At 55.3% G+C, this 13216-nt stretch carries 10 protein-coding genes and 1 pseudogene; 10 read left to right on the forward strand and 1 reads right to left on the reverse strand.

All coding sequences use genetic code 11. The features are described 5' to 3' along the window. The first annotated feature begins 21 nt into the window (after positions 1–21). Positions 22–1059: an N-acetyl-gamma-glutamyl-phosphate reductase gene (argC, locus tag M0Q23_04475; protein ID MCK9527896.1), complete on the forward strand. Its 1038-nt coding sequence runs from the start codon at positions 22–24 to the stop codon at positions 1057–1059. Between the two features lie 94 nt (positions 1060–1153). Next, complete coding sequence (cysS, locus tag M0Q23_04480; protein MCK9527897.1) at positions 1154–2659, forward strand: cysteine--tRNA ligase; 1506 nt, start codon at positions 1154–1156, stop codon at positions 2657–2659. Positions 2660–2693: 34 nt separating this feature from the next. Here cysS and M0Q23_04485 read toward each other — a convergent pair whose 3' ends face one another. Further along, entirely contained in the window at positions 2694–3944 is a 1251-nt protein-coding gene (locus tag M0Q23_04485; GenBank protein ID MCK9527898.1) for an acyl-CoA/acyl-ACP dehydrogenase, read from the reverse strand. Positions 3945–4232: 288 nt separating this feature from the next. On the opposite strand from M0Q23_04485, the gene M0Q23_04490 reads away from it, so the two are divergent. From M0Q23_04490 to M0Q23_04525, 8 genes and pseudogenes are all read left to right on the forward strand, one after another. Continuing rightward, positions 4233–5840, forward strand: a complete 1608-nt coding sequence (locus M0Q23_04490; protein MCK9527899.1) for a Na/Pi cotransporter family protein — start codon at positions 4233–4235, stop codon at positions 5838–5840. 53 nt (positions 5841–5893) lie between these two features. After that, the gene (locus M0Q23_04495; GenBank protein MCK9527900.1) at positions 5894–7030 is read left to right on the forward strand and encodes an ABC transporter permease; all 1137 of its coding nucleotides are present in this window, start codon (positions 5894–5896) and stop codon (positions 7028–7030) included. Positions 7031–7118: 88 nt separating this feature from the next. Continuing rightward, positions 7119–7880 (forward strand): ATP-binding cassette domain-containing protein, encoded by a 762-nt coding sequence (locus M0Q23_04500; GenBank protein MCK9527901.1) that lies wholly within the window; start codon positions 7119–7121, stop codon positions 7878–7880. A gap of 22 nt (positions 7881–7902) precedes the next feature. Then, entirely contained in the window at positions 7903–8871 is a 969-nt protein-coding gene (locus M0Q23_04505) for an MlaD family protein (GenBank protein MCK9527902.1), read from the forward strand. 4 nt (positions 8872–8875) lie between these two features. Further along, complete coding sequence (locus M0Q23_04510; protein ID MCK9527903.1) at positions 8876–9583, forward strand: ABC-type transport auxiliary lipoprotein family protein; 708 nt, start codon at positions 8876–8878, stop codon at positions 9581–9583. A 75-nt stretch (positions 9584–9658) separates the two neighbouring features. Continuing rightward, positions 9659–9769 (forward strand): annotated as a pseudogene (locus M0Q23_04515) (twin-arginine translocase TatA/TatE family subunit). 244 nt (positions 9770–10013) lie between these two features. After that, positions 10014–10787: a twin-arginine translocase subunit TatC gene (tatC, locus tag M0Q23_04520; protein MCK9527904.1), complete on the forward strand. Its 774-nt coding sequence runs from the start codon at positions 10014–10016 to the stop codon at positions 10785–10787. A gap of 14 nt (positions 10788–10801) precedes the next feature. Continuing rightward, a complete protein-coding gene (locus M0Q23_04525) occupies positions 10802–13192 on the forward strand; it encodes a PBP1A family penicillin-binding protein (protein ID MCK9527905.1) in 2391 nt (796 codons plus the stop codon). Positions 13193–13216: the final 24 nt, after the last annotated feature.

Consider the following 13216-nt stretch of genomic DNA (forward strand, 5'->3'; position numbering starts at 1 on the left):
CCTTTTTGCTGGAGGTCTTCGATGGTGAAAATCGGTATTTACGGAGGGAGCGGCTATACCGGGCAGGAACTGTTGCGGTTACTGTTGAACCACCCCGACTGTGAAGTTACGGCCATCACATCGCGCCGGTACAGGGGGACAGCCGTGCCGGACCTGTACCCCCATTTCAGGGGACTCACGGATCTCGAGTTCATGGACGCGTCACCGGAGGCGGTTGCCGAGTTCTGTGACGCCGTATTCCTCGCCGTTCCCCACGGAGAGGCAATGGATTCCGCTCCCCGGTTTCTCGAGGCCCGCAAGAAGGTCATCGATTTGAGCGCCGACTTTCGATTGCGCGACCCGGTGACCTATGAGAAATGGTACCTGCCCCACCGTTCTCCGGAGCTTCTCCCGGAGGCAGTCTACGGCCTCCCGGAGTTGTACCGGGACGCGATTACCGAAGCCCGGCTTACGGCAAACCCCGGGTGTTATCCCACGTGTGCGATTCTGGGACTGGCCCCGCTCCTGAAGGGCGGGTGGATCGACAGCCGAACTCTCATCATCGACGCCAAGTCGGGGGCAAGCGGTGCCGGCAGGACACTGAACGCGGGAACGCTCTTCTGTGAGGTCAACGAGGGCTTCAAGGCCTACAAGGTCGGCGCCCATCGGCACAGGCCGGAAATTGAACAGGAACTCTCGCTTCTCGCGGGTTTCGACATCAGGGTCATTTTTACACCGCACCTGATTCCGGCAAACCGAGGCATTCTGAGTACCATGTACGGCACACCAGCAAAGAATGTCCGACCTGCCGACCTGATCGAGGTGTACCGGGAATTTTACAGTAACGCGCCTTTTGTGAGGATCTGTGATGAGGGTATTGTTCCCTCTATTTCCTCGGTGAAAGGTTCCAACTTCTGTGACCTGGGAATTGCCGTCGACGACTCGACCGGGCAGATACTGGTTATCTCGGCTATCGATAACCTTATCAAGGGAGCCGCCGGCCAGGCAATCCAGAACATGAACATCATGTTCGGCCTGCCCGAGGATCGGGGTCTTGGGCTGGTTCCTCTGTTTCCCTGAACATTCAATTCGACGATGACCGGCTTCCTTTCAACTATTCAACGGATGCGCTCCGGGTGCGGCCTGCCCTCCGTTCTTTGAGAAGCGTCGTTCTATGAAAGGCAGTGAGGTAGTTGCCATGACCTTGAAAATCTACAACACCATGACCAGACGCAAGGAAGAGTTTCACCCCCTGGAAGATGGGAAGGTGGGCCTGTACGTCTGCGGTATCACCGCTTACGATGTTTGTCACATCGGACACGCCCGGTCTGCCATTGTCTTCGATGTCATATTCCGCTATCTGAAGTACCGTGGTTACAATACAACCTTTGTCAAGAACTTCACCGATGTGGACGACAAGATAATCGAAAGGGCGCGGGCCGAGGGCGTCGACATAGATACAATTGCCGGCACCTATATCCGACGCCACAACGAGGATATGGATGCCCTCGGGGTATCCCGTCCCACCGTGACACCACGGGCCACCGAGAACATCAAGGGAATGATCCGGCTCATCGAGCGACTTCTGGAAAAGGGGCTTGCCTACCGTACGAATGGAGACGTGTTTTATCCCGTCGACCGGTTTTCCCGGTACGGAAAATTGTCGGGACGATCCCTCGACGAGATGATGGCCGGTGCCCGTGTTGAAGTGGATGAGCGGAAGAAAAATCCCTTCGACTTTGTTCTCTGGAAAGCCGCGAAGGAAGGAGAACCCTGGTGGGACAGTCCCTGGGGACGAGGCCGCCCGGGATGGCACATAGAATGTTCCGCCATGAGCCAGCGATACCTCGGGGAAACATTCGACATTCACGGTGGTGGGGAGGACTTGATATTCCCCCACCATGAAAACGAAATTGCCCAGTCCGAAGGGGCTTCGGATAAACCATTCGCCCGATACTGGATCCATAACGGATTTGTGAAAATCAACAGTGAGAAGATGTCAAAATCTCTGGGTAATGTTTTTACCATCGAGGACATCCTCAAGCAGTACCATCCCGAAGTGGTACGTCTTTTTATGCTCCAGAGCCATTATCGGACAATCATCGATTTTTCCGATGAAAGCCTCAGGGAAGCCCGGGTTGCCATTGAGCGGTTTTATCGCATGATCCTGGCGGTGAAACAACGCTGTGCCGACGGCGAGATCATCGACGATCTTTCCGAAAAAAACCTTACGGGCAAAGACCGCGATATGTTCGGGAAGATCAACCTGCTCCCCGAGCGCTTCACGGAAGCCATGGACGATGATTTCAATACAGCCCGGGCCATCGGCTACATTTTTGATACCGTTCGACAGATCAACGGCTATCTGGAAGAGATCGGTCCCAAACCATCCCGGGAATCACTCTTTGTCCTCGACAGGGCACGAAATTGCTTGCGTGATCTGGGGAAAGTCCTCGGTCTGTTCCTTGAGGAGCCCAAGGAATACTTCCGGGCCGATCGGGAACGGGAACTCCGCGTACGCGATCTCGACAGCGATGAAATTGAGGCGCGTATCGGAGAACGGGCCCAGGCCCGCCGTGATCGAGACTGGGCGAAGGCGGACCGGATCCGGGATTCTCTTCTCGCACGGGGTGTTCACCTCAAGGATGGTCCCGACGGAACCACCTGGATAGTCCAGTAGAGCGGGCGGTGACCGTCGACAGCTTTTTTCGTCGTCATTCGTAGATCAGTTCATCCTCCGCCCCGGCTTCTTCCGCGTCGGACTCGTAATCACGAATATTCTTCTGAGCCTTTTCAGCCAGGTATTCCCGGTACCATTCGTGAGCGGTGATCATTGACATTACCTCGCTCGTTCCAGTCCAGATGGAAGCGAGGCGGATGTCCCGATGAATCCGCTCGATGGGAAGAATGTTCGTGTACCCGATGCCGCCTGTCACCTGCATCGCATTGTGAACTACCTTCTGACAGGCTTCGGTGATGAACTTCTTGCTCTCCGAAACCATACGCCTGATTCGATGCATGGGCACGTTTTCATCCACAGCCCGGGCGGTACAATAGGCCATGGACCGGGCCGCGTCGAGCAGCATGGCGCCCTCGGCGATCTGAAAGCTCACGCCCTGGAACCGTGCTATGACCCGGCCGAAGGCCTTTCGCCGAGTTGTGTAATTCGTGGCGATTTCAAGTGCCGGGCGGGCGGCGCCGATAGTCATGGCTGCCGTACCCAGCCGTTCGGGGATCATCATGGTGTTGAAAACATCGTAGCCTCCATTGAGACGGCCCAGGATATTTTCCCGAGGCACCTTCACGTTGTCGAAGACGATCCGTGCTGTTCCGCCGCCCCGACAGCCCATGAGTCCGTAAAGATATTGTGTTGTAACTCCCGGTCCCCGATCGACGATAAAGGCGGTGATTGAGTTCCGGGGTTTTGCGTCGGGACCGGTGTCCGTCCGCGCGTAGACCAGGAAAAAATCGGCCCTTTCTCCACCGACGATGAAACGTTTCTGGCCCTTCAGGAGAAAATGATCGCCCCGGTCTTCCGCGACGGTGACGGCGCCGAAAAAGTCGGACCCGCCTCGCGGTTCCGTAAGACATTCGGCGGCGAAGAGATCACCTTTCAAAAGAGGCCTGACATACCGTTCCTTCTGATCATCCGTTCCATGGAGAATGACGGCGTCACAGACCAGTTCGGCTCCGACGCCGAATACACAGGCGAATTCGTATCCCAGGGTCCCTACCTCTTCCATGGCCATGCAGGTGGTTACCCAGTCCATCTCCCGGCCGCCCCATTCTTTCGGATAACGACAGCCCAACAGGTTCCGACGACCGGCCTCCCGGAGAAATTCCACGGGAAACGTGATCTTGTCCCTGTCCATATCGAGAATCATTTCCCTGGGAACCCATCGTACCAGGTCACGGATTTCGTCCCTGAAGGCGAGCTGATCTTTAGACAGCAGATAATCAAACATGATGTTCTCCTTTCCCCGCTCCGGGCAGTCCACGTGTCTGTGTTGAAAACGCACAGGTCATCACACCTGTCGGTATAGGATTGGATAATCAATTTGATCGGGTTCAGTCAAGACATGAGACGCTGGTATCGCGAGAGTCCTCTTTCAAATAGTGTTTGACAGGGGGTTCCTAATCATATAGGTATTCAGGCAGGGACAGACGACAGAGATAATAAATACAATTGGTTATGTTCATCTCGAAACACTGTTTCCCCGGTATGGCTCCTTATTTTCCGAGGTTTTCAGAGTATGTATGCTGAAGTAATAGCCGGAGTCGTGGGTGGGTTGGGACTGTTTCTCTTCGGCATCCACCTCATGAGCAACTCTCTGAAAGCCTTGTCACTGGGTCTTTTTCGGGACCTTCTCGAAAAGATAACTTCAAACCGTGTAAAATCCGCCTTCCTGGGCGCCATCGTAACCTCTCTCGTCCAGAGCTCAAGTGCCGTATCGGTTATACTCATCGGATTTCTCAACGCGGGCATGCTCACCCTCGTTGCCGCCCTTCCCGTCATTTTCGGGGCGAACATCGGTACCACCCTGACGGCCCAGCTGATCGCCTTCAAGCTGACCAAGTCAGCCTTCGTTATTGTTTTTGCCGGAGCAATGATTCACCTTTTTGCCAGGAAGGAGAAGACAAAAAAAAAGGCCCTGGCGCTGCTCGGGTTCGGTATTCTCTTTCTCGGTCTCGCGCTGATGGGGTCATCGGTGAAGCCTCTGGCCGAGAACGATACCATGATACGGTTCTTTCTTTCCTTCGGAACGTACCCCCTGCTGGGAGTGCTGACGGGTATCATCATCACGGTCATTCTCCAGAGCAGCAGCACAACCGTAGGGATCGTTATCGCCTTTGCCTCGGCCGGCCTGCTCGACCTGCCCGCGTCGGTGTATCTGGTGTTTGGTGACAACATCGGTACCTGCATCACGGCGCTCATCGCGAGCATAGGCGGCAGGCGGGCAAGCAAACGTCTTGCCCTCGGTCACACCCTTTTCAATATAATCGGAACCGCCATAGCGCTCCCCATGATTCCGCTTTACCTGCACTGTATGCCCATACTTTCCGGAGATATCGCCCGTCAGATCGCCAACACGCATACCATATTCAACGTATTCAACACCATAATTATGCTGCCCTTTGTTCCTTTCTTCGTAACATTGCTGGAGAAGCTGGTTCCAGGAGAGGATTACGAGAAGAAGGAAGGAGGGTTCCTGGAACCTTCCCTGATGTCGACGCCTGCTCTGGCCATCGGTGCCTCCATCAGGGAGCTGTCGGTCATGCTTTCCGTCTGCCGGGACATGCTTCAGAAGACACGGGAGTGTATTGAAAGCTATAGCCACAAACTACGGAGTGAAATAATGGTCGATGAAAGCTCCGTTGATGATATGCAGAAGAAAATCACCTCCTATCTCGTAGGGATCACCCAGGCGGGTCTGAGCGACAAGCAGCGTCGACTGGTTCCGGCCATTCTCCACAGCGTCAATGATGTTGAAAAAGTCGGCGACTATTGCGAAGATATAGTCAACCTTTCTCAACGTCTCTATGAGAAGGACCTCAGTTTTTCGTCCCAGGCGCAGGCCGAAATGGGGCGTCTTTTCGACAAAACCGAGGCGTTGATGAAACACACAAAACAGGCCCTGGACAGGAATGACGAGAGGGCGGCCCGAATAACCCTCATTATCGAGCGGGAAATCGACGTTCTCATTGACCAGTACAAGCTCAACCACCTGAAGCGCATGGAAGAAGGGTCATGCATCCAGAATGCGGGTCTTGTCTTCTCCGACATACTCACCAATATTGAGAGAATCAGCAATCACCTCTGTAATATAACAAAAGGTATCCTGCACAGGGGCAAACGGTAGAGCGGCAATAGACGGGCGGGACGGTCGGTTCCCCTCATGGGAGGAATGTCGCCGTGAAGAAGCGAGACGGAAGCGTGCGCCTGAATGTTACGGGTTCCGCCATGAGTCACGTGGTGATTTCCCTTATGGGATCCCTGTCTCTCGACACCATGCCCCGTGTTTCCACTGACATGAAATCCCATGTTCAGGACTTGAAGCCGTCGAGACTGACCATCGATTGTTCCGGCGTTGACTATTTCGATACAGCGGCCGCTCTGCTCATTGCGACCTTCAAAGAAGAGGCTGAAGACGGTGGATTACCCGTTGAACTGACCAATCTCAGCTCTCATACCCGGAAGATCATGAGTCTCGCGGATGTGAAACATCTGTCCGGAGGCCTTCCCCATCCGCAGGAACAGGCGGTGCGCCCCGTCGCTGGAATCGGGGACATGACAATCACAGCGGCGAGAGAGTTCAGGGCCCTCATTACATTCCTGGGAGAAATCATCCTGGCCTTTGTGCACTCTCTCGCGCATGTCCCGGAAATCAGGTGGGTTGACGTGGCGAGCAACGTCAGGCGGATAGGCGTTCAGGGACTTCCCATCGTGGGCCTTATCAGTTTGCTCGTTGGTCTCATCATCGCTTTCATGTCGTCACTACAGTTAAAACCGTTGGGTGGAAACATTTTTGTAGCCCCCCTTGTGGGCATAGCCATGGTCAAGGAACTGGCACCCCTGATGACGGCCATTATAGTCGCGGGACGGTCGGGTTCAGCCTTTGCCGCGGAACTCGGTACCATGGTGGTCAATGAAGAGGTCGATGCCCTTGTCATCATGGGATTCGATCCCATGAAATTTCTCGTTGTCCCCCGGGTTATGGCCGCTTTTATCGTAGTGCCCCTCCTGACGCTCTACGCGGACTTGTTCGGCCTGGCAGGAGGCCTGGTGGTGGGTGTCCTTGGTCTTGACCTGACCTTCATGACCTATATCAACCAGACCGGCAACAGCATCGCCGTGTCCGACATTACCACGGGCCTTATCAAGTCTGTCGTTTTTGCGGCCATCATATCCGGCATCGGTTGCCACCGGGGGCTGCGGGTGGAGCGGGGAGCAGAAGGCGTCGGAACGGCCACAACCTCGGCCGTCGTAACGTCCATATTTTTGATAGTACTTGCCGATTCAATTTTTGCTGTCGTCTTTCACTACCTGTGATACATGGCCGTTGAGGCGGCAGCAACCATGATGGCGAAGCGCCCGCGCGGCGGATATGGCCGGCGGTCTTGACGGAGCGGGAGACACCATGAACGATGAAAGTCGGGAAGAAGTCGTCAGTGTTGAAGGTTTGACGGCCCGACTCGAAGGGACAACGATCCTGAAGGATGTGAGCTTCAAGGTATACCGTGGCGAAGTCCTGGTGATCATGGGAAGAAGCGGTTCGGGAAAGACTGTCCTGATGAAACACATGATCGGCCTTTTCACCCCTGTTGAGGGGCGGGTGCTCATCAACGGCATCGATATCCACGCCGCCGATGAAGCAACCAGGGTCCGTATCCGCCAACGGTTCGGAGTGCTGTTCCAGTCCGGTGGATTGCTGGGGTCGATGACGCTGTCGGAAAACATATTCCTCCCCCTGGCGGAACATGCCGACATGCCGGCAAGACTGAAGGAAATGCTCGTTCGCATGAAACTCGGCATGGTCCGTCTCGACGGGTATGATGACCTGCTGCCGGCTGAACTGTCGGGAGGCATGAAGAAAAGAGCGGGCCTGGCCCGGGCCATGGTCCGGGATCCGGAGATTCTCTTTTTCGATGAGCCCTCGGCGGGCCTGGACCCCGTGACGTCGGCGGAGCTGGACAGGACGATCGTCAGTATCAACGAGGGTATGGGGACCACGATGATCGTCGTCAGTCACGAACTTCAATCGATTCTTAACATAGCTCACCGCGTGATTATGCTTGACGGCGAAGAGAAGGGAGTCATAGCGGAAGGTGATCCCCGTGAACTGATGCACAGTTCACGGGACCTGCGGGTTACAAATTTTCTCAACAGGCGAGTTGGCTGAAGGGTTCGCGAGGAGAGTGACAATGGCGGGAAACAGGTCGCGGTTTATGATCGGTCTCTTTGTCATCATCGGCATCCTGATCGGTGTGGCCGCCGTGGTGTGGCTTGGCGCATCCGATTACTTTGCCGGAGGCGACAGGTACGTCACGTATTTTGACGAATCCGTGCAGGGTCTTTCCGCCGATTCGACGGTCAAGTACCGCGGAGTCACCGTGGGCCGCGTTGAGAGTATAGGTATCGCGCCGGATAACCGACTCATTGAGGTTGTCATGAAAATAAATATCGATGAGGAGCTTCAGCGCGCGACAGTGGCGCAACTGAAGCCCCTCGGCATCACGGGGATGGTTTTCGTGGAACTCAACAGGCGGTCAAAGGACGATCCGGAAACGATTCAGGAGCATTCCTTCCTCCCCGAATATCCCCTTATTCCCTCACGACCGTCGGGGATAAGCGAAATCTTTACGCGGATCAACACCATTGCGGACCAGATCGGCGAGATCGACCTCAAGGAGTTGTCCCGGGATCTCCACTCTGCGGTCAGGGCGGCTGATGTCATCCTGAACAATCCGAAAATAACAGACCTGATCCTTAGCCTCGATGGCTCGATGCGTCGCCTGGAACGAACCCTTGGCGGTCTTGACCGGATAATGGCCGAAGGAGAGCCGGAACGAATCGTTGCGGAGCTGACCGGCCTGCTCGCGGACACACGAAGGGTCGTTGATCTGGTTGAAAGGGCCGTAACGGAGGCCGACATTCCCGGGGCGACAGGGCATGCTCGAGACCGTATGGATGCCTTGGAGGAGCAGACGGGCGAACTCATGGAAGAGCTTGAAAGGACGGTGCGTTTCACGGCTCTTGAAATCAGGGACATAAGTTCCCGGCTTCGCGGTACGACACAGGCCATCGACGACATTGTCAGGCGGCTTTCCCTGAATCCCTCGGACATACTGTTCAGCAGACCGCCGGAGCCGGCCGGAGGAGGAGAACGGTAGAATCATGAGAAAAAATTTTTTCAGGGCCGCCATACCGGCGGTGATGGCCGTCACGGTCCTTCTTGTCATATCCGGATGTGCCGGGGGGAGAACCGCGACCCCGGAGATAGCCGGCTATGTACTCGAACAGCCCGAATTAGGGGTATCCCCCTCGCGGGGCACTCCCCTCACGCAGGATACGGTGGCGGTCCTGCGCTTTACTGCGGCACACCACTGCCGGGGAAATGCGATGATATACCGGTCCGCTCCCTTCAGGAGCGCGGCTTATCACTACCATCGGTGGAAAGACAGCCCCGCCGATATGGTTACGGAATACGTGGCCTCAACGCTCCTGGACGCCCACATGTTCAAGGCCCTTTTCGTCGATTACGCCTATGAGAAAAGCCGCTACTGCCTGGAGGGGAGGCTCATCGACTGCCATGAGGAAATCGACCACGGAAGCAGGAAGGCGGTTCTCCGGTTTACGGCGACTTTCCTGGACACCCTCCCAAAGAGCGTGCCGGAGCGTGTGCTGTTTCAAAACACCTACAGCCGGGAGAAGATCATTGCCGGGGACGGACCTGCCGGTCTGGTGGAAGCCATGAACGAGGTCATGGCCGCCCTGGCGCAGCAACTCGTGGAAGACATACGTGTCGTCCTGAAGGATGAAACGACGCAAGGCCGGTCGGCCTGTCCGGATGAGCGGACAGCAGCGGAACCGGAAACTGATTGACAATAATCGTAAACTCCGGGTATAGTCCTCACATTATTCTCAGCAGGAAGAAGGCGCTTTATGTTTGGTATCGGAATGACTGAACTCGTAGTGATCCTGGTCGTTGCCCTCATCATTATCGGGCCGAAAAAACTACCCGACCTGGCGAAATCACTTGGAAAAGGGCTTGCTGAATTCCGGCGGGCCGCAGACGATGTCAAGGAAAGTCTCCATGTCGATGAATTCAAGAAAGATGCCGATGATATAAAAAATTCCCTTATCCACGGTGCTCTCAAGAACCAGGACAAAGGCGCCTCTCCTGCTGCGGAGGCTGCAGAGGATGTCAAAGACAGCGACAACGACACAAGCGAAGAAGAGGAGCAACCGCCGTCCCATTCATAGTATTTTCCGCGTGAAACTCCCTGAATGCGCCCGCGCATGAAGTTCTCCCATGAATGATACCGTAATCGACGAAGAAAAAATGCCCCTCACCGACCACCTTGAGGAACTGCGTACCCGCCTTATCCGCGTCCTGATCGTCCTGTGCGTCGGGTTTGTTCTTTGTTTCTTTTTCAAAGAACGGATTTTCGGGATTATCATGTATCCCCTGGAAGGAGTCATGCCCGGCGAGGGCTCGATGATATTCACAAGCCTTCCCGAGGCATTTTTCACCTACCTCAAGGTATCCTTTTTCGCGGCTATTTTTCTTACCAGTCCCTACAGTCTTTACCAAGTATGGAAGTTCGTATCACCCGGACTGTATTCATCGGAAAAAAAATACATAGTACCCTTTGTAGTGATTTCCTCGCTGTTCTTTATCGGAGGCGCCCTTTTTGCCTATTTCCTGGTGTTCCCCCTGGGATTCGCCTTTTTCCTCACCTTTACCACCGAGTTTATACGGCCCATGATTTCCATGCGGGAATACCTGGGATTCACCATGAAGTTGCTGATCGCCTTCGCCGTTGTGTTTGAACTGCCCATTTTCATGTATTTTTTGGCCAGGGTCGGCATTGTGAATTCCGCCATTCTGAAAAAAAGAAGAAAGTATGCGATATTAGTAAGTTTCATCGTGGGTGCCCTCCTTACCCCCCCCGATGTTGTGACCCAGCTGCTCCTGGCAATCCCCATAATTATGCTCTATGAACTAAGCATTTGGGTGATTAAAAAAGGAGAAAAGAAGGTTAGTGAAGAAGTCCGCGACGGGGCAGGCGACAGTGGCACATGAGGGGAACAACAGGCATGGCTTCCCGGAGCAACAGGCAGGTCGATCCAGGCAAGAAAAGGTGCAGGTTCGCGAGACTGTTCCCGGCTTGTGTCGCCCTGGTTCTTTCCGCCTGTATATTCGCGGGAGTTTTTCTCTATTTTCTCGACAGGGATCTGCCCAGTATATCAGTCCTCAGGGATTATCGCCCCAGCATCGTAACCCGGGTCTATGCCGACAACAATGAGCTTATCGACCAATTTTATCTTGAGGACCGGAGGGTTATCAACATACAGGAACTTCCGCCTCATGTCATACAGGCCTTCATATCCGCCGAGGATTCCCGCTTTTTCAGCCACCGGGGGCTGGACTTCCAGGGAATTGTAAGGGCTTTTTTCAAAAACCTTCAGGCCCTCCGGATAGTCCAGGGGGGAAGCACCATAACCCAACAGGTTGCGAAAACGCTCTTTCTGACCCCGGAAAAGAGCTACATGCGGAAGGTGCGGGAGGCACTTCTCGCCCTGAAAATCGAACGGTACCTGAAAAAACATGAGATACTCAATCTCTATCTGAACCAGATTTACCTCGGCCATGGAACCTACGGCATTGAAGCGGCATCTGAACGCTATTTCGGAAAAGAGGCGAAGAACCTTTCCCTTGCCGAAGCCGCCCTGCTCGCCGGCCTTCCGAAAGCGCCAAGCACCTACAGCCCGCTCTTCCGCCTGGAACGGGCCCGGCAGAGACAGGCCTATGTTCTCAGCAGGATGGTCGATGAAGGCTACATTACGGCGAATGAGAGGACTGAAGCCTTCGAAGAACCTCTCGCCTTTAAGAAACCGGGTGATGTGGAGAAAATCGCTCCTCATTTCACCGAGCTTGTCCGACGTTATATCCAGGAGCGCTACAGCAGCCGGGTGCTCTACAAGGAGGGGCTGGAAGTCTACACCACGCTGAACGTGTCGATGCAGAAAGCCGCCCGGGATGCCGTGGACCGCGGTCTCCGGGAACTGGATCACCGCCAGGGATACCGGGGGGCTCCCGAAAACATTCCGCCTGAACGGTTCGAAGCTTTCCTCGAAGCCCTGTGGATTGATCTGGGACGATCTATTCCTGAAACCGGCCGGATTGTCTCCGCCCTGGTCACCGGGATCGATCGGGAGGAAAAGATGGCGCGACTCCGCATAGGTCCCCTTGAAGCGGTCATGGCCATGAAGGACATGGCCTGGGCGACAGGAAACAAAGATCCCGACGCGATACTTCGAGCAGGTGATGTGGTCGAGGCGCGAGTCCTCGACGCTCGTGCCGGCGAGCCGCTCTCCCCCCTGTTGCTGGAGCTTGAGCAGGAGCCCGAGGTCCAGGGAGCCCTGATGTGCATCGAAAGCCGGACCGGTGCAATAAAAGCCATGGTGGGCGGCCGGAACTTTGAAGAAAGCGAGTTTAACCGGGCCACCCAGGCCGTGCGGCAACCAGGCTCATCCTTCAAGCCCCTCATCTATGCTGCTGCCTTCGACAGGGGAATGACGCCGTCCACGATCGTTATGGACACCCCGATCGTCTACCGGGACACCCTTCAGGACAGTGCCTGGAAACCGCGCAATTACGAAGAAACATTCCATGGACCCACAACCCTGAGGACGGCTCTCATTCGCTCCAGAAACCTGGTTACCATCAAGATTCTCAAGGATATGGGTATCGAGTACGCGCTTGATTACATACGGAACATGGGGATCACCTCCCCCCTGGCACGGGACCTGTCTCTGGCCCTGGGGAGTTCGGGTATCACCCTGCTCGAAACCGTCCGGGCCTTCAGCGTGTTTGCCAATAACGGGGACCAGGCTGAACCTTTCTTCATACGGATGATTGTCGACAGGAGCGGTACTGTAATCGAGGAAAACAAGCCATCTCTGAAGCGGGCCATCGACCCGCGCATCGCCTTCATAACCAGCCATCTTCTACAAGGGGTCGTCCAAAGCGGAACGGGCTGGCGCGTGAAGGCCCTGGGAAGGCCCGTGGCGGGAAAAACGGGTACGACCAACGACCTCAGGGATGCCTGGTTCATCGGATACACGCCATCGCTGGTGGCCGCCGTTTGGGTTGGTTTCGATGATTTCAGGCCCCTCGGGAGACTGGAAACGGGTTCGCGGGCGGCAAGCCCGATCTTTTTGTATTTCATGGAAAAGGCTCTCGAGTCGAAGCCCGTGGAGACCTTCACTTCTCCCGAGGGAGTCGTGTTTGTCCGCATAGACCCGGAAACGGGACGACCCGCTCCGGCGGGTTCGAAGACGAGTGTTTTCGAAAGCTACCTTGAGGGGACGGAACCCACGGAATCCATGGCGGTTGAAAAAAGCTTTTCCCCGGGGCACCGGGATGCCGCCGGAAGTGATCTCGGCACTTTTCTGAAGCGCGACCGGGAATCATGGGAGGAATGACCATGGGTGTGCCGGGGGCCTGTT

The organism is Syntrophales bacterium (assembly GCA_023228425.1).
Classification (GTDB): Bacteria; Desulfobacterota; Syntrophia; order Syntrophales; family UBA2210; genus MLS-D.